This is a genomic window from Mesorhizobium sp. B2-5-11, from assembly GCF_006440835.1.
Taxonomy (GTDB): domain Bacteria; phylum Pseudomonadota; class Alphaproteobacteria; order Rhizobiales; family Rhizobiaceae; genus Mesorhizobium.
The window spans coordinates 324,786-349,570 of record NZ_VFUK01000006.1 but is presented as its reverse complement, the minus strand read 5'-3'; the positions used below and the strand labels follow the sequence as shown (position 1 = coordinate 349,570).

Sequence of the window (24,785 nt, the reverse complement as noted above, 5' to 3'; positions counted from 1 at the left end):
TGACCGGGCCGGCGAAGCCTTCGCGTGCACCAAGAGACAAGGCGATGACAGTTCAAGACAAGGATCTGACCTGGCTCAATCCGCCGCCGCATCATTCCATCGACGGCGATGCGGTTCATGTGCGCACCGGCAAGGAGACGGACTTCTGGCGCGAGACCTTTTACGGTTTCTGGCGCGACAACGGCCATTTCCTCTACAAGCGCGTAGAGGGCGATTTCACCGCGGAAGTCACCGTCAACGGACGCTATGAGGTGCTCTACGACCAGGCGGGGCTGATGCTCCGCCTCAGCGAAACGCATTGGATCAAGGCCGGCATCGAATACACCGACGGCGTCATGTATTTTTCGGTCGTCGTCACCAACGATGCCTCGGACTGGTCGTTGGCCACCATTCCGGCCGGTCCGGATGGCGTTGCGATCCGGTTGACCCGCCATGCCGAGACCATCCGCGTCCAGTACCTGGATGTCTCCGACGGTCACTGGAAGCCGGTGCGGCTCGCCTACTTCCCGGTCTCGAAGGCGGTCGATGTCGGCATGATGTGCTGTTCGCCGCAGCGCGAAGGCTTCGAGGTCACCTTCACCGGCTTTTCGGTCGGCCCGCCGATTTCGCGGGACCTGCACGGCTGAAGCCCGCGCCAACGCCGACGGGACACAAGTGTCATCGCCTGGACCACGCCAGCCAGCGTGCCGCCAGATGCCTCCACAAAGGGGTGAACCGCGTTCGCCGGTAAGCGTCGCCGGCCATTTTGATGCCTTGCGCCTGTGTCGGGAAGGGATGGATGACGTCGGCCAGCGCGTGCAATCCCATGCCCGACCTGATGGCGAGCGACACCCCGTTGATCATCTCGCCGGCATGGGCGGCGACCACGGTCGCACCGAGGATGCGGTCTGATCCTTCCCTGACATGGATTTTGACGAAACCCTCTTCCTCGCCGTCCATCACCGCGCGGGCGACATCGTGCATCAGCACCGTATAGGTCTTGACCGGAATGCCGTCGTGGCGCGCCTCCACCGGATAGAGGCCGACATGGGCGATTTCCGGATCGGTGTAGGTGCACCACGGAACCACCAATTCGCTCAGCCTCTTGCGCCCGAGAAACAGGGCGTTCTGCACGACCATGCGGGCTGTTGCTTCAGCGGTATGCGTGAATTTGTAGTCGAGGCAGACATCGCCCGCCGCATAGATGCGCGGGTTTGAGGTCCTGAGATAGTCGTCCACCTTGATGCCTTTGGCATCGTGGGCAACCCCCGCCTCGTCGAGGCCAAGACCGTCGACATTGGGCGAGCGGCCTATGCCGGTGATGATCTCGTCGACGGAAATGGTCGTCGTGTCGCCGTCCCGCACCAGGTCGGCGAGCTTCTTGTCGCCTTCCCTGCGCACCGCCACCACTTCGGTGTTCAGTCGGACCTCGACCCCCTCGCGCGCCAGCGCTTCCGAAAGGATCTGCGCGGCGTCGCGTTCCTCGCCGGGCAGGAACATCGGATCGCTCTGCGCCAGGATGACCTTCGCGCCGAGCAGGCAGAAGGCCTGCGCTGTCTCGCAGCCAAGCGGCCCGCCGCCGATGACCAGCAGCCGCTTCGGGCAGTCGATAAGGTCGAACATCGTCTCATTGCTGAGATAGCCGGCCTCGACCAGGCCGGGAATGGATGGAAACTCCGGCCTCGCGCCTGTCGCGATCAGCGCCTTGCGGAAGCGCAGCGTCGTTCCCGCGACGGTCACGCGATCGCTTCCGTCGAACCGGGCTTCGCCGAAATGAACGTCGATGCCCAGCGCAGCAAGCGCCTCTGCGCTGTCGGCATGGCTGATCCGTTGCCGGATGCGCCGCATCCTGGTCATCGCGCGCTGGAAATCGACGCGAAGATGGTCCGGCGCATCGGCTCCGAAATTCTCGGCATCGCGCATGTCGGCATAGAGCCTGGATGTGCGGATGATCGACTTGGACGGGATGCAGCCGGTGTTGATGCAGGTGCCGCCGATCAACCCGCGTTCGATCAGCGCCACTTTCGCGCCGAGGCTTGCCGCTTCGCTCGCCGCCGTCAGGCCGGCCGGCCCGGCGCCGACGACGACGAGATTGTATGGTCCGGTGGGCGGCGGGTTTCGCCAATGCGGCGGATGGGCGCCCCTGACCAGCTCGACATCATTGTGGTCGGCCGGAAAACCGGCAGCTTTCGTCCTTTCAAGCGACATCGCGGCCATCCGGGCTTGCCGACTGCGACAGCCATCCGCCTGTGAACCCCGCCTTGTTCAGGCCGCGGCGGATGTACTGGTTGGAACGCATCAGCTCCCACACCAGGCGCGAGCGGTGGTTCTCGATCATCATCACCACGATGCCTTGGTCGAGGCCGAAATGGCCTTCCGACACCCAGCCGTCGCGGCCAAATTTTCGCCGGTTGGCCAGTGTCGGGTTGAAGCCGCTCGGCAGCCGGAAATTGTCGATCACCTGGGGGTAGCGATCCGCGAGATGGCGCAGCGCCGCCATGCAGATATCAGGCGCAAAAGGCAGCGACGCCGGATAGGACCACGGCGCGATCGTGCCGTCGTCCGGCCCGAAGGGCGCACCGCGCGCGACGTAGCCGGAAAACCGGCGCCGCCGCCGTTGTATGCTGCTGCGAAAGCCACCCGGTCCGTCCCCGGCCGAAAGCCCCCAGAGGTTCTCTCCGTATCCATCATAGCCATGGGGGTTGTGCCGAGCATAGTCGCGGTGCAGGTAGGTCGAGCGGCGGCTGTTTTCGAAATAGTCCGAATTCTTCTCGCGCATGAAAGCGTCGCGGATGCCGGCGAAATCGATCCAGGCATGAGAGAACTGGTGCATGAACAATGGACCGCCATAAAGCACGTCGTAGCCGTAGATGTTTTCCCACTGATAGGTCGCCGTCCAGCCCGCGTAGCTGTCGTCGGACGTCGGGCTGTCGGGCGAGGCCATCGACAGGACATAGAGGATCGTCGCCTCATTGTAGCCTTCCCAGCCATAGTGGAGAAAGCCGCTCTTCGGTTTCCAGCCCTGTCGCAACGTCGGACTGCTGCCTTGCGCCCATCGCCAGTCGACGCGCCGGTAGAGCGCCTCGGCCAGCCGGCGGATTTCGGCTTCCTCGTCATCGTCGCCCCGGAAATAAGCGCCTGCCACGAGAATGCCGGCCATCAGCAATGCCGTATCCACCATCGACAGTTCGCAGCGCCACACCCGAAGTCCGGTGCGAATGTCGAGGAAATGATAGTAAAAACCCTTGTGGCCGGTGACGTCAGCGCCACTGCCTTGCGTGCTGGTCCAGAAGAAACGCAGCGCGGCGAGCGTCAGCTCCACCGCTGCTTCCCGCGCCATCCAGCCGCGCTCGACCCCGATCGGATAGCAGGAGAGCGCAAAGCCTACGACCGCGATGCTGGCCGGTGAATTCGGCCGCGACGTGTCGGCGACCAGCCCGTTTTCGGGGTTCACGTTTTCCAGAAAATAGCCGAAGGCCGCGCGCTGGAAACGATCCAGAAGGTCGTCGTCCGACAGGATGGCAGGCGCGACCTTAAGCAAATGCGGCAAGCTCCGGTCCGGTCGTCGCGATTGTCGGAGAAAGGTGCAGGAATTGCGCGCGGGCCGAACTGTCACGCCTGGTCATGTCTTCGCCCTCATTGTTGCCGTTGCCGGGTTCCGGCTTCGGCCACTGTACGCTTGTCCAGCTCCGTTGGTTGCTTCCTCACGCGCAATTGTAGTGGCTTGCCGCCAGCCGGAAAGCGCCGCACCACATCAGTAGGTGGCGCGGCCGCCGGAGACGTCGAAGACGGCAGCCGTCGTGAACGAACATTCCTCCGAGGCGATCCAGCAAATCAGCGCCGCCACCTCGTCGAGCTCGCCAAAGCGCGCCATCGGTATCTTGGAGAGCATGAAATCGATATGCTCCTGGCTCATCTGCTTGAAGATCGCCGTGCGCACCGCCGCCGGCGTGACGCAGTTCACGGTTATGCCGGTCTTGGCCAGTTCCTTGCCGAGCGATTTGGTCAGGCCGATCACCGCGGCCTTGGATGTGCTGTAGGCGGAAGCGTTGGGATTGCCTTCCTTGCCGGCGATCGAGGCGATGTTGACGATGCGGCCGTAATTGCGCTCCAGCATGTGCGGGACGAGCGCCTTGTTGCAGTAGAAGACACCGTTGATGTTGATGTCGATGACCAGACGCCAGTCCTCCACCGGATAGTCCCAGGCGGTCATGTTGGGACCGGTGATGGCGGCGCTGGTGATCAGGATGTCGACCCCGCCATGCGCCTCGATCGTCGACCGCGCCGCCCGATCCACCGCCGCCGGGTCGGCGACATCGACGGTCTGGCCATGCAGCGCCGGGATCGAAGCCCTGGCCGCTTCGATCTGGGCGGGATCGCGGTCCCAAACCGAAACGCGCCCGCCTTCTTGGACCAGCCTCTGTGCGACGGCGAGGCCGATGCCGGATGCGCCGCCCGTAATCACCGCCGAGCGTCCGGCAAACCGTTCCGCGAAAATCGTCGGCATCTCATTTTCCCCTGTCCTGGCGCAAATCGGCTCCGCTCGGCGAAACCATGTTCGGGGGTGACTGTGAGGTCGCCGCCGGCCAAGTTCAAGCCGGCATGCACCTCGATCGTCTGGGCCAATCCCTGAGGCGCGTTATGCCGGGCTCCCCTCGATCTGCCTGTCCAGCGCTTGCACCAGCGCCAGGCCTATTTGTCCGAGCGGTACAGGAAGAACTGCAGGAACAATTCCCGCTCGGTGGTGATGTCGAGTTTCTCATAGATGCGCCGGCGATGGTTCTTGACCGTGCCGACGGTGATGCCGAGCCGCTCGGCAATGTTGGCGGTCGGATGGCCGGCCAGGATCAATTGCACGAGCTCTCTTTCCCTGAGCGACAGTTCCGGCCATAGGCTCGCCGGGATTGTGGGTTGCTGGCGCGGTGAGGCGCCGGGGCTGGACGGCGCCGAGCTGCGCGAGAAATCGCTTCCGCGCGTCTTGATGTCGAGCGCGTGCAGCGCCTCGAACACCGGCAGCCGCTCGGTCAGCAGGGCGATCTCGTTGTCCTTGAACGCTGTGGTCGAACGATCGAGGAAAATGCCGAGGCACCAGTCGCCGCCATCGGCCAGCATGATGCCGACTTCATCGCAGATCTCCGATTGCGCGAGGAAGCCGGCTATGTACTGGCCGCGTTTGGCCTCGTCGTCGGCCAGCCGCTTGAGCGGCATGATGCCCAGCCGGCGCTCGCGCCGCCAGGAAGCGTAGAAGGGGTCGAATACGTAATAATTATCAAGGTAGCGCCGCACCATCTCGTCGGAGAAGCGCCGGTGCTTGACGAATTGCGGCGTCTGCGTCGCCGAATAGCGCGTCACCGTCACCAGGTCATGCGCGATGTCGGCGCCGATCAGGTCGATCAGGCAGTCGACATGCCTGTCGGTGCCGGTGGCAGCGATCGCCATGGCGAGCGGCGCCCAGATGTTGCCCATGCGCATGCCTCTTTTTCGGCGACGAGCTCCCGCCCGTCATTGTGCCTTTAGGCATATGGCGCGATCCGGTCCCGCGAATCTAGCCTGTGGTCATGCTCGGCAAGGGAAGGCGACCCGTGGACCATATCTCTACCAATCCCATCGTCATCGGCATCGACGCCGGCGGCACCATGACCGACACCATCCTTGTCGATCAGGACGGCCGCTTCAAGATCGGCAAGTCGGCAACGACGCCGAAGAACGAGGCCGAGGGGTTCCTCGCCTCGGCCGAGGACGCGGCGGACGCCTGGGGCATCTCGCTCGAGGCCCTGTTTTCGGGCGTCAATGTGGTGCTCTATTCCGGCACCGGCATGCTCAACACGCTGCTGTCGCGCACCGGCAGGAAACTCGGCCTGATCACCACCAAGGGCCTTGAGGACATGATCCTGATGGGTCGCGGCCTGCAGGCCTGGGCCGACTATTCCTATGCCGACCGGCTGCACGCTGTGACGCATCATCATCCCGATCCGCTGGTGCCGCGCCGACGCACTCACGGCGTCACCGAGCGCATCGACCAGTTCGGCGACATCATCCTGCCGCTCTACGAACATGAGGTCCGTGCCGCGGCGAAAAAACTGATCGCCGACAAGGTCGAGGCGGTCTGCATCATGACGATCTTCTCGCATGTCAATCCGGTGCATGAGAAGCGCATCGCCGAGATCTGCCGCGAGGAGATCGCCGCCGCCGAAGCCGACATCCTCGTCTACAGCAGCCATGAGGTGCGCCCGGTCATCCGCGAGCAGTCGCGGCTGAACTCGGTGCTGATCGAGGCCTACGCCACCTCGCGCGGCCGCAAGCAGCTCAAGGGGATCGAGGACGTCTCGAAGAAATACGGCTTCAGATATGGCGTGCAAACGCTGCTCTCCTTCGGCGGCCTCACCTCGATCAATCATCCGCGCCTGCACGAAACCATGATCTCGGGTCCGATCGGCGGCATTCTGGGCGCGGCTTATGTCGGCAAGCTGATCGGCAATGACTCGCTGATCTGCTCCGATATGGGCGGCACCTCCTTCGACATGGGCGTCATCACGCGCGGCCAGACACGGATCGAGAACGAGCCGCTGATGGACCGGTTCAAGCTGAACGTGCCGACGCTGCATCTCGACACGATCGGCGCCGGCGCCGGCATGATCCTCAAAGTCGATCCGCTGACGAAGAAAGTTTCGCTCGGGCCGGAAAGCGCCGGTGCCGATCCCGGCCCGATCTGCTTCGCCAGGGGCGGCACCGAGCCGACCATCGCCGATTGCGACGCCATCCTCGGTCGGCTGAACCCGCATTATTTCCTCGGCGGCAAGGTCGTGCTGCAGGTCGAGAAGGCGCGCAAGGCCTTCGAGGAGAAGTGCTCCCGTCTGCTCGGCGTCGGCGTGGAGGAAGCCGCCGAAGGCATGATCGACATGCTGGAAGCAGACGCCAACAACGCGCTGCGCCGCGTCATCTCCGGCCAGGGGATCCATCCTTCGGAGTTCACATTGCTTTCCTATGGCGGCTCGGGGCCGTTGCATCTGGCCGGCTGCTCCAGGGGCATCGGCTTCAAGGATATCATCACCTTCCAGTTCGCGGCCGCCTTCTCCGCGTTCGGCTGCACCACGGCGGATTTCATGCGCCGGCATTCGGTATCCACGCAGATCGACATCGGCGCGCGCGCAAGCGAGGCCGAGCTGCTGGTTTTCGGTGCCAGAGTGACCGCGGTCTGGGACGATCTCACCAAGGCCGCGGTCGACGAGATGGTGGCCGACGGCCATGCGCTGGACAAGATCAGGACGGTGCCGTTCCTGATGATGCGCTATACCGGCCAGCTCGAGGACGTCGAGGTGATGGCGCCGCTCTCGGCGATCAATTCGGCCGGCGACATGTGCAAGGTCATCGACGAGTTCGAGGCGGTCTACGCCAAGGTCAACCATCGCGTCTCGCGTTATGGCGAAGCCGGCTTCTCGATCACCGAGCTCGGCCTGATCGCCACCGCCGACAAGGTCAAGCCCGTGCTGCTCAAGCGGCCGCTCGGCCCCTCAAACCCCGCATCCGCGCACAAGGGCGTGCGCGAGGCCTATATTGGCGGCCGCTGGCACAAGGCCGATCTCTACGAGATGGATCTTCTGCTGCCGGGGCATGAGGTGACCGGCCCGGCCATCATCGAACACCCCGCCACCACCCTCGTCGTCCATCCGCGGGACCGTGTCTTCGTCGACGAATGGACGCTGCTCCACTACTCCCACGCTTGAGAGGGCGAACGCCATGCTGGACAAACCCGCCTCCGCCCTGCGCCTCCGTGAGCGGCTGATCGAATCCGAACGGCTCATGGACGAGACCGGCTGCTATGACGGCATCACCGATCTCGAACTGCGCAACCAGGATCCGCTGAAGTTCGAGACGCTGCACACCAAGCTGCGCGCCTACTGCGTCTCGGCGCGCGAGATGGCGCGTCGCATCTCGGCTTCGCCCGGCGTGCGCGAAGTCGGCGAGATGGTCGTCGCCATCTACACGCCCGAGGGCGACGCGATCGCGCTCTCCAACGGCATCATGGTGCATGTGCACACGATGAGCCGCTTCATCAAATGGATGATCAGACAAGGCTACGAGGAAAATCCCCGCATCGTCGACGGCGACATCTTCGCCAACAACGACGCCTTCATCGGCACCGTGCAGGTGCCCGACGTGATGGACGTGGTGCCGATCTTCCACACGGGCAAACTCGTCGGCTGGGCGGGCGCGGTCTGCCACGAACTTGAGGCCGGCGGCATCACGCCGGGCGGCGACGTGGCGCTGGCACAGGAGCGCTTCACCGAAGGCCTGTTCGTCTGCGCCGAAAAAGTCGGCCAGAACGACGAACTGCGGCGCGACTACGTGATCCGCTGCGAGCGCAATCTGCGCATGCCCATCTACTGGGTGCTGGACGAGAAGGCCAAGGTCGCCTCCTGCATCGACATGCGCGAAAGCGTCAAGGCGCTGATCGACGAGATCGGCCTCGACTACTGGATGAAGGTGTCGAAGGAATTCATCGAGGAGGGCCGCCGCGCGCAACTCGCCCGCACGCGGCAACTGACCGTTCCCGGCATCTATCGGGGGCATACTTTTTACGGTCACGTCACCAAGGGCAAGCCGGGCTACCAGCCGCTCGGCGATCCCGACTGGCTCTACAACATACCGATCGAAATGGAGATCACCACAGGCGGCAAGATCATCATGGATTTCGAGGGCACGCAGCCCTGGGGCTACCATTCCATGAACTGCACGCCGGCCGGCATGGATGGCGGCATGTTCGTGACGCTGACCCAGCACATGAATTTCGAAGGCCTGGTCAATGACGGCGCCTGGATGGCGACGGAGCTGAAGCTGCCGCATGGCACCTGGACCAATCCCGACAATGAGATGGTGGCCACTGCCACGTCCTGGGCGCTGCTCTTGCCGGCTTATGGCGTCTTCCAGCGGCTCCTGTCGAGATCATTCATCGCCCGCGGCTTCGTCGAGGAGGCCTTCGTCGGCCAGGTCAACAGCCCGATGATCGAGATGGGGGGAACCAGCCAGTACGGCACGCTGTTCGGCATGGCGCATTTCGAATGCGCGGCCGCCGGTTCCGGCGCGCTTGCCATCAAGGACGGGCTGGACACCGCCTATGTCGGCTGGAACCCTGAATCCGACATGGGCAACATCGAGATCTGGGAACAGAACATGCCGATGGTCTATATCGGCCGCTCGATCGTTGCCAATTCCGGCGGCGCCGGCAAATATCGCGGCGGCTGCGCCTTCCTGTCGACCTGGCTGGTCAGCAAGACCGACCATCTCCGGCTGGTCACCTCGGAACACTCCTCGCGCGTCTTCGACAATGGCGGGCTCTGCGGCGGGTATCCGGCGCCGACCTGCCAAAAACACCGTGCGGTGCGCGACAGCAACATCTTCGAGCTCGCACAAAAGGGCGCGCCGCTGGCGCACCATACCGGCACCAATCCTTATCGTTCCGAACTCGAGGTCCGGCTCGAAGGCCAGCACGTGACGATGGAAGGGCCCTATATCACCGCGCCCCACAAAACCGGCGACGTGTTCACCCATTCCTACAATGGCGGTGGCGGCTATGGCGACGTGCTGGAGCGCGATCCGCTCAAGACGGCATCGGACGTCGAGAACGGCTATCTCACCAGGGAAGCTGCCGAAAATGTCTTCGGGATCGTGCTTGACGAGGACGAGGACGGCTATCCCGTCGCCAATCTCGAAGCCACCAAGCGCCACCGCGCCGAGATGCGGTCGCGCCGGCTCGCTCGGGCCAGGTCGGTCTCGGAGTGGATGGCCAAGGAGCGCGAGCGGGTGAAGGCGGTCGATTTCGCGCCCGAGGTGAAGAAGATGTATGCCAGCGCCATCAAGCTTTCGCCGCGCTTCACCAGGGATTTTTCAACCTTCTGGGATGTCGACGCCAAATCGACCTTCGGCGTGGAGTAGGGACCATGACCTCATACAGCAAGGAAGTCATCGCCGATCTGGTCGCGGGCACCCTGCCTTGGCCGCAGACGCGCCGCGTCATGAGCGCCTACAAGGACGACGACCGGTTCTTCAAATATGTCGCGGTGCTGCAGGACCGAGTCGGCTGGAGCGATCCGATCCTGCTTCCCGTGGGCGACCACCTCTTCATCTGTCAGAGCGGCGACGAGCGGGTAACCCGTTGCGAATGCGGCCATTCCTTCGGCGACTACCGCAAGAACTGGAAGCTGAAGGCTTCGATCATCGTGCGCGACAGCGAGGAGGCGCTGCGCGAGATTTATCCCAACAGCGACCTGCCGGATCCCGAATGGATGGAAATCCGCGAGTTCATCTGCCCGCAATGCGGCACGCTGCACGAGGTCGAGGCCGCGGCGCCGGGTTATCCCATCGTCCATGATTTCGAACCCGACCTGGAAGGTTTCTACCGCGACTGGCTGGGCAAGCCGCTCGAGCCGATGGACAAGGGAAGCTGATGCCAAGGACACAAGTTTCGTCACCGGCTTCGAAACGGGCTTCGATCGAGGTTATGTTGGCCTATGAAGTTCAAATCCTCTCGGGACTGATGGACCGTCCCGTGCCGTGCGGAGGCCATGCCCGATGACAACCCTTTCCGGCCGCGGCGCAATCGTCACCGGTGGCTTCTCCGGAATGGGCCTGGCGATTGCCACGGCATTGGCGCAGGCCGGCGCCAATGTCGCCGTCGGTTCCTATGTCGCACCTGGCGGCGTGGAGAGATCCGACGCCGCCTACTATCCCGGCGCTGACGAGATAGAGCGCGTGCGTTCGGCTCTCGGCGCGCATGGAACGAGGATTTACGCCGCCCATCTTGACGTGCGCGACACCAACGTCACGAACCGTTTCGCGGCCGACGCCGAGGCGGCGGTGGGTCCTGTCGACATCCTGGTCAACGCCGCCGGCACCACGGCCGAGCAGCCGGTCTGCGGCCATTCCGACGCGCTGTGGGACAAGATCGTCGACACCAATCTCACCGGCGCCTTCCGCGCCACCCGCGCTGTGCTGCCCGGCATGATCGAGCGCGGCTGGGGCCGCATCGTCAACATCGGCTCGACCGCCGCCTCGGTCGGCTGGAAGGACAATCCCGCTTACTGCGCCTCCAAGGCCGGTCTCCTCGGCCTCACCCGTTGCGTGGCGCTCGAAGGGGCGGCGCATGGCGTCACCTGCGTTATGATCAGCCCGACCTGGGTCGAGACCGAACTGATGCGCCGCAACGTGGCGCAGGTCGTCGAGCGCGAGGGCAAGGGCCGCACGGCCGAGGACGCGATGGCCGAGATCGCCAGGGGCAACCCGCAGCAGCGCATCCTCCAGCCGCAGGAGATCGCGGCGCTGGCCGTGTTCCTCTGCTCGGATATGGCCAAGGGCATCACCATGGAAAACATACAGGTCACCGGCGGAGCACTTTGGTAGCGCGCACGGCTGGTTGCGGCGTCGATGGAGAGGCCGGCAATGGAAAGAGAAGTCCGATCCCGTCCGGGCGTGTCCCGGACCTGATCTCTCGGCGCTCGCCTGGCTGTAAGACAAGGTGACCGCATTTGCCATTGAGCGCGCGGCGCGATAGGTTATATTGCACTGCACAATGGAGATGCCGTCGATTGCACCCTTCTTACGGAGATGCCTGCCGGCTACGCGGCGGTCCGGGGTAGGCTCGGCGAGAACCTGAGATGAAGATTCCAAAGTCCTTGCTGGTCGATCCCGAGAGGAACTCGGTCTACGGCAGTTTTGCCGTTGCCGTCTCGGTCTGGGCATTCTCCTACTCCGTCATATTCGGCCAGGTGCTGATCCTGGCCTATTATGCGGTGTGGCTGCCCCTCATCATGGTCGACTACAGGCGGTTCCTGCGGCATCTGTCCAGCGCCTGGCTGCCATTGTCGTTCGCGGCCTATGTATGCTTCTCCGTCTTCTGGTCGGACGCTCCCGGCATCACCGCGAGAACGGCCGTCCAGTACTTCTCCCACATCGCCTGCGCCTATGTCGCGGCGCGAGCCGTCAGTGTGCGGACCCTGACAATAGGCGCCCTGGTCGGCATATTCGTCGTCCTGCTCTACTCTCTCAAGGTCGGGGCCTATTCCGAGGACGTCCTCGACGGCACCTATAATTTCGTCGGCGCCTTCGCCTCCAAGAACCAGATCGGCTTCGTCGCCTCGCTCGGTATCTATTTCAGCGTCGTCTTCATCGCCTTCCTCAGGCACGGCCGGCTGAGCCTGTTCCTGACCGTGCCGGTGGTGCTTTTGTCGGCCTATCTGCTGGTCATCTCGCATTCGGCTACCTCGATGGCCTCGACACCGGCGGTGCTGGCGCTGGTGATGCTGCTTGCCATGAGCAAGGTGCTGTCGCGACGCTATCGCCGGGTGATCTTCCTGGTCGGCACGGGCATGCTGGTCGTCGCTATCCTTGTGGCGCTGAATCTCGGCCTCATGGACTTCGTCCTCGGCCTGTTCGGCAAGGATTCGACGCTCACCGGGCGCACCTATCTGTGGGAGCAGGGCTGGAACGCCGCGCAGAGGGCGCCCATGCTCGGCGTCGGCTATGCCGCATACTGGGTCCAGGGCTTTGCCGAGGCCGAGCGCCTGTGGAACGAGTTCTACATCACCACCCGCACCGGCTTCCACTTCCACAACACCTACATCGAAGCCCTTGTCGAACTCGGCTTCGTCGGGGCGACGCTGGTTTCGCTGGTCATCCTGCGCACGCTTTACGGCCATGTCTCGGCGGTCGCGTTCGGGACATGGCGGGCGGATTCGGTCGTTCTGGCCGGCGTCATGGTGCTGCTCCTGATCCGCTCCTTCGTCGAGGTCGAGATCCTCAACCCCTACATCATGGGTTCCTTCCTGATGTATTTCAGCTTCTTCAAGCTGGCGCGGCTGCCCGTTGCCCGTCCTCGCCTGTCTGCGGCAAGGATCGAGGAGGCAAATGCCGCCAGAGGCTGGAGCGGCCCCGAGCCTGGCACGGACGCCGCTCGATGAATACCGATCGGTTTCCCGTTTGGGATTGCGTCAAAGCAAGGCGATAGAGCGGCTGGCGATTCCCTCAAACGCCGCCCCGCTCCAGCAATTTCAGGAAAGTGTGTACGGCTTCCCCGGGAAACGCGCGCAGCGCTTTCCGTCCGGAATTGCGCAAAAACAAAGGGATAGAGCAGCTTGCGGTTTTTCGTGAACGGTGAACTGCTCTTATCTTAGGCGGTTCGATCGCCTACTGGCTGGGCATTGGCGCCAGCTTGACCTTGATCACATCGCCCGGCAGCACCGGCGTGTCTTCCTTGACCGCAATCTCGCTCGTCTTGCCGTCGGCAGCGCGCAGCAGTGAATAGATCAGGGTGGGCTCTTCGTTGGTTGCGCTGGCGGCCACGGTGGCGGGATCGGTGGCCTGGGCCATCAATCCTTTCTGCATGTTGACCCTCAGCGCGGCCTCGTTCAGGTCGGCTTCGGTCTGCTGCCGGTCGGCGGCGAGGCTCGAGCTCAGCGTGTTCTGGGCATCGATGGCATCCTGCGTTGCCTTGCTGATCGCTTGCTTGGCGGTGAGGATGGCCGTTTCGTAGTCCAGGATCTTGCCCTGAAGGTCGGTGACGGACTGTTGCGAATCCAGCAGTCTTGCGTTGGCGACCAGGCCTTTCTGGGCCAGCGGACCGATGCTGGTGAGTTGCTGCTGCGCCAGGTCGACCTGCTTCTGCTGGTTGACGATCTTCTTCTGCAGCGATTCGATCTCGGCCTGCAGAACTCCTTTCAGGTCGCTGAGCGCCTCGAGCTTCAGCTTCAGCGCCTTCTGGTCAGCCGTGAGGATCGTCATCTCGTCCGCGACGATGGCCTGCAGTCTCGGATCGCCCTCGACCTCCTTCGGCACGTCGAAGCTCGACTTGCCCGCAAGGTCGGCATCGATGCGCGCGCGCTTGACGATCAGTCGAACGCGCTGATCGTCATATATGTCGAAATTGCCTTTGGCGGTGACCAGGTCCTTGCCGAGCTGCGGGCCGTAGTCGGCGCTTCGCCGGATGCCGCCGGCGATGCTGACCGCCTTCAGCACCGTAAGATCGGGCACATAGGGGAATTGGCCGGGGTTCTGCACCTCACCCGAAATATAGAACGGCCGGAACTGCGCCATTTCGACCGATGCCTCGGGCCGGTCCGACAAAGCGAGCTTGTGCTGCAGCGCCTCGCCGATCGCCGCCGCGACTTCGGCCGTTGTCTTGCCGGATGCCGGCAGCTCGCCGACGAAAGGCACCGACAGCATTCCGGCCGGCCCGACCGTGTATACGCCATTCACCGCCGACCAGTCGCGGAACGTGCCTTCGACGGTCTGCCACTCCGCGATACGGATGGTGAGCTTGTCTTGCGATCCGAGATGGTACTCGTCGGCAAGGGCGATCCGCGGCAGGGCGAGCGACAGGGCCAGGCAGCTGGCCACGAGCCGCAAACGCCGCGAGCGGCCCGAATGCGGGCCGCTGCAAAAAACTTCGAACATGTCTATCTTCAACTGAATGTTCCGATCCGCTTTGGCCCCACCAGCCCGATGAGCCTGCGCCCGATGCCTGCCGGGAGAAATCTCCCGCGTGCGATCCGGTTCGCGACCGCTCAGTAGCAGCCGCGCGACATCCAGACAGCCGGAACTGTCTTGATGATGATGCGAATATCCTCAAAAAGTGACCAATTCTCGACATAGTGGCGATCGAACGCGACGCGGCTGTCATAGGAGACGTCGTTGCGGCCGCTGACCTGCCACAGGCCGGTCAGGCCGGGGCGGGACTTCAGGTAATACACGGCGGCGCTGCCATAGATCTCCAGTTCGTCGCGCACGACCGGGCGAGGTCCGACAAGGCTCATGTCGCCCTGAAGGATGTTGATGACCTGCGGCAACTCATCGAGACTGAGTTTCCTCAGGACCGCGCCGACCCGGGTGACGCGCGGATCGTTCTTCAGCTTGCGGGTGGCTATCCATTCCGCCTTGGCTTCCGGATTGGCCGCCAGATAGGCAGCCAGCACCCTTTCGCCGTCCGGCACCATGGTGCGGAACTTGAGACAAGGGAAAACCCGTCCGCCACGCCCGATTCGCCGGTGACCGTAAAAAATCGATCCGCCATCGGAGAATTTGACGAGCAGCGCTATCATCACGAACAGCGGGCTGAGAGCGATCAGGGCGGCCAGTGAACCGGCAATATCGAAACTGCGCTTGATAAGGCCGCCGATCGGCGGTGGAAAATCGACGCCAGCCTGCGAAAACTCCGCTGTGGCCGACTTGGCAACATCCCTCATGCCAAAACTCCATGCGTTGACCGGATGGTTTACGGCACGATATCAAAAAAATGTTGCAGCGCAACACACAATTTCCCGCACCTTTGAAATAGTCACGTCATGAATTGACTAAATAATAAGCGCGCCCTGCACAAATTTCGGAATATTTAGCACATTTATGACAATAAATGGGCATAGCCGGAAAAATAGAGGCGCTTTTGGGGCAACTTCTAGGCGGGGCGTTCTTTATGCCCTTGAATGGAGCTCGTTGGTGCTTTAGCGCGGCACGATATTCGGTGGTATTCATATAAAATACTATTCAATATTGTAGATTCTACTGAAAAACACCAAAGAGCCGAAGTTGCGCGTAATCCCGTCGTGTGCGTTGCAGCATGAGCGAGTCGAGCGCAAAAGCTCACCTAAAAATAAATGCAGTTGCCCTTGCGGCCTTTTGCTCGCCTTAATAGAATTGCAAATTATACCTGTCAAAGTGGCGACAGGTTGAAAGGCCGGAAGCAACCGGCCGGGAGCGGGCGACTTAACAAGCCCGCATGACAAGGGACGACGCTCGGGTGGGGCAATGATTGGAATATACCCGGGCCGGTTTGTGGGCTGTTGGGTATGTCGCTTCCAAAATTCATCGTTGGGATGATTTTCGCTCTTGCGATCGTCGTTGGCTGGTCATGGCTGGGCGGCGCTTCAATAGGCACGACGCTGCTGCGCGTCATCATCTGTGCCGTGGTCATCCAGGCGGGCTACTTCGTGCTCGTCTATGCCATGATCGTCAAAAGCGCGCCGACGCCTGCCGACAGGACACGCGAGGCCGAAAGAAAGCTGAGTTCGGCCGAGGTGGCCGAGGGTGAAAAGCTCGGCGGCGCCGGGCGAAGCCTTCACTGACCCAGACCGGGCTGGCCTCAGGCCACGTCGGCGGGTTCGGACTGAGATTGTTCGCCCGAAAGCATCCGGGACAATCGGCTTCCTGCTTTCGCCTTCAGCCGCCGATATTGCCCGGCCTCGACGACACGGCCGTTTTCCATCGCCACCACCCAGTCGGCGAAGGCGATCATCGATGGCCGATGCGCGATGGTCAGGATCGTCATCGAGCCGCGCAGCCCGTCGATCGATTGCGCGATCAGCGCCTGGTTTTGCCAGTCGAGCGCGCTGGTCGCCTCATCGAGGATGAGCAGCGACGGCTTGCGCAGCAAGGCGCGCGCCAGCGCGATCCGCTGGCGTTCGCCGCCCGACAACCGCACGCCGCGGTCGCCGACCACCGTTTCGAGCTTGAGGTCGAGCCGTTCGACGAATTCGGCCGCATGGGCCGATCGCAATGCGGCCCATAATTCATCGTCGCTTGCTTGCTGTGCGGCCAGGCGCAGGTTCGCCGCGATCGTGTCGTGCAGGAGAAACACGTCCTGCGGCACGTAGGCGACCTGGTCGCGCCAGCCCCGGCGATTGGCGGCGTCGATCTCGACGCCATCGACGAGGATCGTGCCGGCTGTCGGCTCGAGCAGGCCGAGCAGCATGTCGGCGATCGTGCTCTTGCCTGATCCCGAAGGGCCGATAAGGGCGGTGACCTTGCCGGCCGGAAGGCCGAAGGTGATGTCGCTCACCACCGTCTTGGCGGCGCCGTCCTCGTAGGCGAAGGAGACGCCGCGAACATTCAGTCCGAAATCGAGCGACAGCTTTCGAGCGTCCTGGATCCCGGCATGGCCAGGTTCCCGCTCGGCGTCGAAACGCATCTGCAGACTACGCATCGCGGCATAGGCGGGCAGGTTGATCAGGACCTGCTGCGCCTGCGTCTGCATGTCCATGAAGCGCGGCGCGATGCGCATGAAGACCAGTAGCAGCACCACGATCTCGGCCAGTGAGAGGTCGAAGCGAACCAGCGCAACATAGATGAACAGGCTCAAGCCGATCACGCTCGCCACCTGGAACAGGGCGGTGCCGGTCGAACTGTTGCGCACATAGGCGATGTTGTCGGCCTTCATTCTTTCAAGTGTCGCCTGCAACTGCGCGAAATAGGTCGCCTCGATGTTCAGGCTCTTGGCCACCTTGATGCCGCCGAGGAATTCCGAGACCGTCCGGTATTGATCCTGGCGGTTGGTGGTCAGGACCTGGCCAAAGGCGGTGGCCCGCGACCGGAATGGCCGCAGCGCGAGGAACATCAGCATGCCGATGACCACGGCGAACAGCGTCATGACCGGCGAAATGAACATGGAGATCACGAGATAGCCGGCCAGAAGCACGGCGATCTGCACCAGCATCAGCAGCGAGAAGGCCGCGCCCTGGACACGGTCTATGTCCCCGGTCAGCGCATGGTCGAGGTCGGAGCCGCGCATGCGCGTGAAGACGCCCCACCGTGCCTTGCCGATGCTTTCGAACAGGTTCATGCGCAGGCGGTTGATGAAATCGAAGAGAAGCCTGGCCATGTAGACCGACTTGAAGCGGTTGAAGGCGGCCTGCAGCGCGACCAGCGCCACCAGCATGCACAACATCGTGGTCAGCTTCAGCGTGCCGTCCGGCACCAGCCAGCGCATGAAATCATTGTCGGGCAGCTTGATCGCGAAATCCTGGCCGGAGCGTCCGACCAGTTGCAACAGCGGGACTAGCAACAGGATGGATATGCCTTCGGTCAGGCTGCCCATGATCAGGAAGAGCAGCGCCGTCCAGGCCCGCCGCCCGCCTATCTGGGCGATAACGGCGCCGAACCCGGCGATTTCCCGAAACAATGACGGGCGAAGGAGCGATGATTTCGACATCTCCTGCTATCCCTGTCCGGCCATCAGGTCATGCTCGACGAGGCTCACGACCTCGCCGATCCTGTCGAGGCCCGTCGGCACTTCGAGCCTGCACACGCCGACGCGATCGGCGAGCCGTGCGCAATGCCCGAGATGCGCCGCCGCGAAATCGCCGACCAGGGCGGCGCGGCCGAAACGCGTGACGTATGAAAATCTGATCACGGCCGGCAAAGCGGCGATGCCGGGCATGGGCGAGATCTCAGTCTTTTGGCCGCGCTCGAGAATATAGATGCGGGTCGCCGGAACCCTGTCGCGCGAAAACGCCCCGTGCAATCGGTGCTGGGCCTTGTTGATAGCCGGATGCACCTGCGGCCGCACTTGTGCCCCTTCGAGCGAAATCGCGGCAGCCGCGTCAGCCGCCAGCTTGATCTGGGGAAAACCCGGCACGATCATCGGCTCGTCCGGATGGCTGAGATCGAGCGCCACGACGTCATCGGTAAGCAGTTCGTGTCCGGCACGGATCATGGCGCTTGCCGTCGTCGATTTGCCGGCGCCCTTGTCGCCCATGAAGATGGCGCTTTTGCCGGCAATCGCGACGGCGCTGGCATGCAGCACGAGCAGGCCGCGCTGGTGCAGGATGAGCGCCATCACCGGTCCCAGCAGCGGGAACGCGATCAGCGCGTCGTCGATGCCGGGCGCCGGCTCGACCTCGATGCGGCAGGCGTCGCTGATCAGGAACGCGGCGACGGCGTGCCATGCCAGATATTGCCGATCCGGTTCGAAGCGGAAAATGGTCGCGGCCTCGGGCGAAGGCTTTGGCATATCGATCGCGCCGACACTGATCACGATATCCGCCGCTGCGGGCTCGGCCGGCTCCAGTTCTGGCAATGTCACCTCTGAAGCGATGGTCAGGCCGTAGGCTCGATAAAAACGGCGCTGTCCGCGCGGCCAGCCTTGCGCGCGCGGGCGGAGGGCCAGCGGCTCGTTCAACGGCGTCATGCGGCACTCCCGGCACGCTGCACCTGCCGCAGCCACAGCGACAGCGACGCCGAGCGCCAGACATACTGGACGTCGAGCGGCGCCGGCCGGTCGGGCCGACTGAGCAGCCGAGCATAGGCAGCATTCACGGCCGGCAGGTTTATATAGGGCTCGATGCGGCCGGCGTCCGGGCCGAGCACCTGCTCCAGGAGCTCGCGGTGGTTGCGCAGCATGCCGTTGACGAGATTGCCGGTGAAATCGATCTTGTCGCGCCGCCACTGGACCGCCGCCGGCAGCACGCCTTGCATGGCGCGGCGCAGCACGTAGCGGCCAAAACCGCGGCTGAGCTTCTCCTCGCCCGGCAAGGCCAGGCAGAACTCGACCAGCGGCTTGTCCCAGAAGGGATAACGAGGCTCGACGCCGAAATTGGCGGCGGCCTTGTCGAGGACTTCGAAAGCATGCGGCACATAGCCGTTGGAAAGAATCCAGCGGTGAGTCAGCGCTTCGCTGGCGCTGACGTCGGGCGGCTTGTAGCCGGCTCGGTGAACCCGCTCGATGAGCTCGGTGCGGCCGGCAAGATCGGCATTGATCAGGTCGCGCCAGCTTCCGCCCTGGGCCGGTTTGCGCAGCCTGTTCAGGAGCCGGTTCGCGGTGTGCCTGAGCCTGGCCACGCGCCAGGCGGGTCCGTAGATGGTCAGGAATTGGAAGTACATGCCGAGCATGCCGTCGCCATAGGTGTTGGAAGCGCTGCGGATCTCGCGCCACAGCTCCAGCCACTTGCCTGCATTGGCAAGCTCGTGCAGATGGCCGTGCCCCTGCGATACGACTTCGTCCCCGCCATGGCCGTCGAGAAGCACCTTGACGCCTTTGGCGCCCGCCGTCCTGTAGACCTCCCGGGTGAGCGTAAGGCCCGGCGCCAGGAACGTTCCTTCCTGCTCTTCCAGCACCCGTTCGAATTCCGCGAACGGCGCGTAGTTGCCGACCGGGATCAGCGTGCCGTCGACGCGCCCTTGTTCCAGCACCGCGTCTATGAAGGGGGTTTCGTCCATCGCCGAGCCGCGTTCGAAAACCAGCGAAAAGGTGGGCAGCCTCGGCTTTCCCTCGGACAGGTTTTGCCGGCCCGCCACGCAGGCGATCGAAGAGGAGTCCAGGCCGCCGCTCAGCATGGCCCCGACCGCCGCGCTTCCGCGCATGCGGTTGCGCACGGACTGCGAGAAGAGGTGGGCGAATTCCTCGGCGGCGTCCGGCCCCATAGGCCGCGACGACGGCTCGATCTGCCAGTATCGCTGCAGCGTCGCGCGCTGCCCCGTCACAGTGAGGCTGTGGCGCGCCGGCAGGCGGAAAATATCGGTGTAAGGCGTCGCTTGCGGATCGTCTGGCAGCCCGGCCAGGAAACCCGAGATCTGATGTTCGCTGAGGCGGGCGCCGGCGCTGGTGACGCCAAGGATCGGGCCGATTTCGGAGGCAAAGACAAAGCGCTGCCCGTCCGCGTGATAGTAGAACGGTTTGACGCCGAAATGATCGCGCGCGCAAAACAGCACCTGCCGCTCGGCATCCCAGATGGCGAAGGCGAAATCGCCTTGCAGGTGCACGGGACAGGCTTCGCCCCAGCGCAAATAGGCCCGCATCAGGAGCACGGCGTCGGCAACCGATGCGTCGCGGACGCCGAGCCGTGCCGTCAGCTCGTCGCGATTGTCCAGGCGGCAATCCGCGGTGACGGCCAGTTTGCCGCCCGCCATCGTCAGCGGGCCGGGGCCGGCTTCATCGGTCGTGTTGAGCCAGGCGTGGCCGAGCGCGACAGCCTTGTCGGTCCACCACGAACTGCCGTCGCGGGCGCGATGACGCATGCGGGCCAGCATGCGCTGGATATCGGCTGCGGACTCCGGCGCCTCGTGCCCGTGCAGGATACCGGCCACGCCGCTCATCGGTCATTGACCATAGTCGACGAGAGGGACAAACCTGTCTATCGAGCCGCCAAGGACGACATGGTTGCCGCTGATCAGCCAGGCATGCGCCTTCAGCTGCCGGCCGGTGTCGCGCTCGATGCCGATGCGGATCTTCGAGGCGTTGCCCTGGCGGGCGAGAATGTACTGGCCGGCGAGCGCCTGGGTGAGGCAGCTTGCGCGCGGCACCAGGCGGGCCGCGGCGGCAACGCCCCAGGCGACACGGCGCAGTTCTCCCGTGCTGGCGCATTCACGCGCCTCCAGCCGGGTGACGATGCCGCGAAGGCGGTTGTAGGAGAACAGGGTCAGCCCCAGGCGAACGGCCGCGACCACCAGCAGGCAGCGGCAGAGGAACAGCATTTCCGGGCCGCTCAGGGAGAGAGCTCGAAGCAGGCGCCGCCGGTGCTTCGTCTGGCCGGGACTTTTCTCCGTCGCAGGTTCTTGCCGCAAAACCGTGACCCGCTTTTGCGGAACCTGCTTACACAGGTTCCTCATGATGCAGCCTCGCAAGTCCGCTATCGGCCAGACCTTTCAACAGTGCGTCGACATCGGCCCTGCAGCGCTCGGCGTCGACATCATAGCGCGCGAGCACGGCCCGGTGGATTTCGGCAATTGGTTTCGGCTCCTGGATCAACTCCCAGATGAACGTGCCCACCCCGTTGAGGCTGTAGTAGATGTTGGATTTCAGGTTAAGAAGCGCCAGGCCATTGCCGAATTCGCAGGCAACCGCTTCCTTGGTCGCACTTACGCGATCGTGGTCAGATGGGTTCCAGTTCATCCGAAAACCTCGTTTGCTACACACTGTCCGCAATGCGTGCCGACCATTCTGGCGATGAAGAAAAGCCGGGTCAGGCAATGAAGAGAAGCCGGGATTTTCACCCCGACTCCCTGTATGGCTCTTGGATTCCAGAGGCCCAACGTGTCCCTCCAGAATCAGGACAGGTTCAGGAGAACGTCAGGTCGCCAATCGGCGTGTGCGCAGGAAATGCTGCGTCGAGCGCCGTGTTGCCGCCACCGCCCTGAGTGATGGTTTCAATCGAACCATGAACCGTCAGGCTGGGCGTTTCGTACTCCTGTTTTTCAACATTCTGTTCCATTTTACACTCCATCAAGGACTGGAAACGGCCTGTCGATTGCCGGCGGCACTTTCATGCTGCGATGCAATAGCTGCATGGCAGCATTTATGAGTCAAGCCTGATTTACCGCGCATTAATCAATTATGGACTGCGCGCGCAGACACAGTCGTGAGTAACGATCTCAAGCTTTGGCCTTGATCGCCTCGAGATCCCTGCATATGGGCCTAATGCACTAGGTCAGCATAAGAAATTGATTTGCATATATAAACTTTTTAAGCCCTGTCACTTCAAGGCATGGCGACAATAATGCCGTAGCACCGGGTCTCCCGGTAGGTTTGCTACGGAACGCCGAAAAGGCCACTCGTCCCTTGTGGTCCAGCAGTTCTCCTCATCGTTCGCCCGAGCCGGTTTCGATAAACGTCGGGGCCGGATTTTTGCGCTGCAAAAGGAAAAACTGGACGGCGCAAAAGTTTTTGGCGATGCTTTGCTTCGCACCTGCAGCATAGGCGTCGCGCCGATCGCTTCTGGAGAACCGTGCGCCCGATGGCCCTGACCGAACGTTCATATGAGCGACTGCGCGCCGCCGATTGCGCCAGCGAGATCGCCTATGTGCAGGCCTGTCTGCGGCTGTTCTTCGCGGCGCGATCCGGCGCCGCGCCCGGCGATGCCTCCGGCCTCTCCGTAACCAATGTCACCGACATAGCCAGGTTGAACAAGGTCGCGACCTTTATCCTCAAGGTGCTGTCGAGCGCACCCGCGAACGGGCCGCCGGCCCAGCTCTCCCAATGGCTCGACGCCTACCGCCGGAAGACCGTTTCGATGAACGCGTCCTGCATCATGGATTCGATGGCGATCCAGGCGGCGCTGCGCGACAGGCAGATCGATTTCGTTTTCCTGAAAGGTCCCTTCCAGCAGCATCTGCTTTACGACGACCATTTCATGAAGCCTTCGGGCGATGTCGACATATTGGTGGCGCCGGGCGGGTTTTTCAGGGCGCGCGAGGCGCTCCGCTCGATCGGATACGAGATCGCCGGCAAGTCGCGCTCCGTCTGGTGGGTCCGTTTCCTCGGCGAACAGCACATGATCCGCGGCGACGGGCCGACGCAATCCACTGTCGATCTGCATTATCGGCTCCAGCAACCCGGCTCGCCCAGCCCGCGCGACGCGGATGGCTTCCTGCGGCGCAAACGGCAGGTCGAGATCACCGGCGTCGAGGTGCCGTTCACATCTGCGGCCGACACTCTGCTGTTGTCCTGCATCAGCGTCGCCAAGGCGCTTTTCAACCGGGAACCCTGCGCCGGTTACGTCTGCGACGTGCGCGCCAGCGCCGACCGCCTGGACGAAGCCGAGCAGCAGCGCCTGCTCGATGCCGCCGCGGCGCAGGGGCTGGACGACACGCTGCTGCTGGGCCTGCGCGCCGCCGACGTGCTCCTCGGCGGCGCCGACACGCTCCTTTCGCAGCGCGCCGCGCGGATGCTGTCGCGCATCGGCAATGAGGACCTGCTCAACATGGTCATCGCGCCATGGCTGTCATCCTTGCGCTGGCCGCAGCGGCGCACCGTGTTGTGGGAGTTGTGCGGTCGTGCGCCGGTCCGCTATCTGGCGGAAGCCGGCTGGGCGGCATCGGCCGACATCAGCCGCCGCATCTTCGAACGGCAGGGCAGCCCGTGACGGGAAGCCTGTCGGGCATCGAACACGTACAGGGCGAGGGCAGAATGGAACCTGTGCAAGAGGCAAATTCATGTCGATGACAAAATCAAAGGTCTGCGTGATCATCGCGGCCCGAAACGCGGCGCGAACAATCGCGGTCGCCATCGCGTCCGCGCTGCGCGAACCGGAAGTGGCCGAAGTCGTCGTCGTCGATGACGCCTCCACCGATGACACGGCCCAAGTCGCCCGCGCCGCCGATGACGGCAGCGACCGGCTCGCGGTGATCCGTCTCGACGTCAATCGCGGCCCCTCCTTCGCCCGCAACGCCGCCATCGCCGCCTCGCAATCGCCATTCATCGCCATTCTGGACGCCGACGACTTCTTTCTCGCGGGCAGATTTCACAATCTGTTTGCCGGCGCGGACTGGGATTTCGCGGCCGACAACATCATGCTCATCAGGGACGACGCCTTGAGCGATGTCACCCAGATCGTCGCACCGCAGTTCGCGGCCGAGCCGGAATTCCTCGACCTTGAGCGCTTCGTCGAAGGCAACATCTCCAGGCGCAACGTGCGCAGAGGCGAACTCGGTTTCCTCAAGCCGGTGATCAGCCGCGCTTTTCTCGACAGGCACGGCTTGCGCTATGACGAGAGCTTGCGTCTGGGCGAGGATTACGAACTCTACGCGCGCGCGGTCGCCAGCGGCGCGCGCTTCAAGGTCATCCGCTCCTGCGGTTACGGCGCCATCGTGCGGGCCGATTCGCTGAGCGGCCGCCACAAGACCCAGGACCTGAAGCGTCTTGCCGACGCGGACCTGGCGCTGCTGGCGATCGACAGCCTGCCTGAGGGTTCCAAAGCGGTGCTGCGCCGCCACGAGCGCCACGTGCGCGACAAATACCGGCTGCGCAATTTCCTCGACGTCAAGGCCGAGCGGGGCCTGGCGTCGGCCGCGGCCTATGCCTTCGCAAGCCAATCCAACCTGGTTCCCATCGTCCAGGGCGTGGCGTCCGACAAGCTCGAGGCGCTGTTTCGCCGCGTCGGGTTCGCCTCCCGTCGTCAACATGTGCCGCCAATGCGTTTTCTCATGGCCGGCACCAGCACGGGCAAGCAGCCTTGAATGCGGGCGTCCGGCCGCGCTCTTGCCAGCCCGTCGCGCAAAGCATTTCCGGCGGATTTATGAGTTTACGAATTGGGTGGTTGCCTAGCCGGCCG

General features: G+C 63.4%; 21 protein-coding genes. 9 read left to right on the top strand and 12 right to left on the bottom strand.

Features of this window, described 5'->3' with window-relative positions:
* The first annotated feature begins 44 nt into the window (after positions 1-44).
* The gene (locus FJ490_RS20880; protein ID WP_140556896.1) at positions 45-626 is read left to right on the top strand and encodes a DUF1349 domain-containing protein; all 582 of its coding nucleotides are present in this window, start codon (positions 45-47) and stop codon (positions 624-626) included.
* Positions 627-657: 31 nt separating this feature from the next.
* Here the strand turns inward: FJ490_RS20880 and FJ490_RS20875 are convergent, their stop codons facing one another.
* From FJ490_RS20875 to FJ490_RS20860, 4 genes are all read right to left on the bottom strand, one after another.
* Positions 658-2,187 (bottom strand): mercuric reductase, encoded by a 1,530-nt coding sequence (locus tag FJ490_RS20875; protein WP_140728816.1) that lies wholly within the window; start codon positions 2,185-2,187, stop codon positions 658-660.
* On the bottom strand, positions 2,177-3,520 hold the full coding sequence (locus tag FJ490_RS20870; RefSeq protein ID WP_140728893.1) for a glucoamylase family protein: 1,344 nt from the start codon (positions 3,518-3,520) through the stop codon (positions 2,177-2,179). The genes FJ490_RS20875 and FJ490_RS20870 overlap by 11 nt, the downstream gene beginning before the upstream one ends.
* A gap of 213 nt (positions 3,521-3,733) precedes the next feature.
* Positions 3,734-4,486 carry an SDR family NAD(P)-dependent oxidoreductase gene (locus FJ490_RS20865; RefSeq protein WP_140497219.1) on the bottom strand — a complete coding sequence of 251 codons (753 nt, stop codon included), beginning with the start codon at positions 4,484-4,486 and terminating at the stop codon, positions 3,734-3,736.
* 185 nt (positions 4,487-4,671) lie between these two features.
* Entirely contained in the window at positions 4,672-5,451 is a 780-nt protein-coding gene (locus FJ490_RS20860; RefSeq protein WP_140728817.1) for a helix-turn-helix transcriptional regulator, read from the bottom strand.
* A gap of 110 nt (positions 5,452-5,561) precedes the next feature.
* Here FJ490_RS20860 and FJ490_RS20855 point away from each other — a divergent pair, with 110 nt between their 5' ends.
* The 5 genes from FJ490_RS20855 (at position 5,562) to FJ490_RS20835 (ending at position 12,932) form a co-directional block, all read left to right on the top strand.
* Positions 5,562-7,703 (top strand): hydantoinase/oxoprolinase family protein, encoded by a 2,142-nt coding sequence (locus tag FJ490_RS20855; protein ID WP_281405702.1) that lies wholly within the window; start codon positions 5,562-5,564, stop codon positions 7,701-7,703.
* Positions 7,704-7,716: 13 nt separating this feature from the next.
* Positions 7,717-9,912 (top strand): hydantoinase B/oxoprolinase family protein, encoded by a 2,196-nt coding sequence (locus FJ490_RS20850; RefSeq protein ID WP_140728819.1) that lies wholly within the window; start codon positions 7,717-7,719, stop codon positions 9,910-9,912.
* Positions 9,913-9,917: 5 nt separating this feature from the next.
* On the top strand, positions 9,918-10,424 hold the full coding sequence (locus FJ490_RS20845; protein ID WP_140624902.1) for an acetone carboxylase subunit gamma: 507 nt from the start codon (positions 9,918-9,920) through the stop codon (positions 10,422-10,424).
* A 124-nt stretch (positions 10,425-10,548) separates the two neighbouring features.
* Positions 10,549-11,376, top strand: a complete 828-nt coding sequence (locus tag FJ490_RS20840; RefSeq protein ID WP_140728820.1) for an SDR family NAD(P)-dependent oxidoreductase — start codon at positions 10,549-10,551, stop codon at positions 11,374-11,376.
* A gap of 254 nt (positions 11,377-11,630) precedes the next feature.
* Entirely contained in the window at positions 11,631-12,932 is a 1,302-nt protein-coding gene (locus FJ490_RS20835; RefSeq protein WP_140512908.1) for an O-antigen ligase, read from the top strand.
* Positions 12,933-13,158: 226 nt separating this feature from the next.
* Here FJ490_RS20835 and FJ490_RS20830 read toward each other — a convergent pair whose 3' ends face one another.
* Together FJ490_RS20830 and FJ490_RS20825 are read right to left on the bottom strand one after the other, a co-directional pair.
* Positions 13,159-14,424 carry a polysaccharide biosynthesis/export family protein gene (locus FJ490_RS20830; RefSeq protein ID WP_181165291.1) on the bottom strand — a complete coding sequence of 422 codons (1,266 nt, stop codon included), beginning with the start codon at positions 14,422-14,424 and terminating at the stop codon, positions 13,159-13,161.
* Positions 14,425-14,534: 110 nt separating this feature from the next.
* Positions 14,535-15,212 (bottom strand): sugar transferase, encoded by a 678-nt coding sequence (locus FJ490_RS20825; protein ID WP_140497203.1) that lies wholly within the window; start codon positions 15,210-15,212, stop codon positions 14,535-14,537.
* 600 nt (positions 15,213-15,812) lie between these two features.
* On the opposite strand from FJ490_RS20825, the gene FJ490_RS20820 reads away from it, so the two are divergent.
* Positions 15,813-16,088: an exopolysaccharide production repressor exox gene (locus tag FJ490_RS20820; protein ID WP_140512914.1), complete on the top strand. Its 276-nt coding sequence runs from the start codon at positions 15,813-15,815 to the stop codon at positions 16,086-16,088.
* A 17-nt stretch (positions 16,089-16,105) separates the two neighbouring features.
* On the opposite strand, the gene FJ490_RS20815 is transcribed toward FJ490_RS20820, so the two are convergent.
* The 6 genes from FJ490_RS20815 to FJ490_RS20790 all read right to left on the bottom strand — a co-directional run bounded on the left by FJ490_RS20815 (position 16,106) and on the right by FJ490_RS20790 (position 21,947).
* Complete coding sequence (locus FJ490_RS20815) at positions 16,106-17,950, bottom strand: ABC transporter ATP-binding protein (RefSeq protein WP_140728821.1); 1,845 nt, start codon at positions 17,948-17,950, stop codon at positions 16,106-16,108.
* A 6-nt stretch (positions 17,951-17,956) separates the two neighbouring features.
* Positions 17,957-18,928 carry a serine kinase gene (locus FJ490_RS20810; RefSeq protein WP_140556883.1) on the bottom strand — a complete coding sequence of 324 codons (972 nt, stop codon included), beginning with the start codon at positions 18,926-18,928 and terminating at the stop codon, positions 17,957-17,959.
* Complete coding sequence (locus tag FJ490_RS20805) at positions 18,925-20,832, bottom strand: lasso peptide isopeptide bond-forming cyclase (RefSeq protein WP_140728822.1); 1,908 nt, start codon at positions 20,830-20,832, stop codon at positions 18,925-18,927. Before FJ490_RS20805 ends, FJ490_RS20810 begins: the two co-directional genes overlap by 4 nt.
* 3 nt (positions 20,833-20,835) lie before the next feature.
* Positions 20,836-21,210 (bottom strand): lasso peptide biosynthesis B2 protein, encoded by a 375-nt coding sequence (locus FJ490_RS20800; protein ID WP_224618327.1) that lies wholly within the window; start codon positions 21,208-21,210, stop codon positions 20,836-20,838.
* Positions 21,211-21,328: 118 nt separating this feature from the next.
* A complete protein-coding gene (locus tag FJ490_RS20795; RefSeq protein WP_140564960.1) occupies positions 21,329-21,628 on the bottom strand; it encodes a PqqD family protein in 300 nt (99 codons plus the stop codon).
* A 166-nt stretch (positions 21,629-21,794) separates the two neighbouring features.
* A complete protein-coding gene (locus FJ490_RS20790) occupies positions 21,795-21,947 on the bottom strand; it encodes a lasso peptide (protein ID WP_140497189.1) in 153 nt (50 codons plus the stop codon).
* Positions 21,948-22,469: 522 nt separating this feature from the next.
* On the opposite strand from FJ490_RS20790, the gene FJ490_RS20785 reads away from it, so the two are divergent.
* Both FJ490_RS20785 and FJ490_RS20780 read left to right on the top strand, forming a co-directional pair.
* The gene (locus FJ490_RS20785; protein ID WP_140728823.1) at positions 22,470-23,597 is read left to right on the top strand and encodes a nucleotidyltransferase family protein; all 1,128 of its coding nucleotides are present in this window, start codon (positions 22,470-22,472) and stop codon (positions 23,595-23,597) included.
* 70 nt (positions 23,598-23,667) lie between these two features.
* A complete protein-coding gene (locus FJ490_RS20780; protein WP_140559754.1) occupies positions 23,668-24,690 on the top strand; it encodes a glycosyltransferase in 1,023 nt (340 codons plus the stop codon).
* The last annotated feature ends 95 nt before the right edge of the window (positions 24,691-24,785 follow it).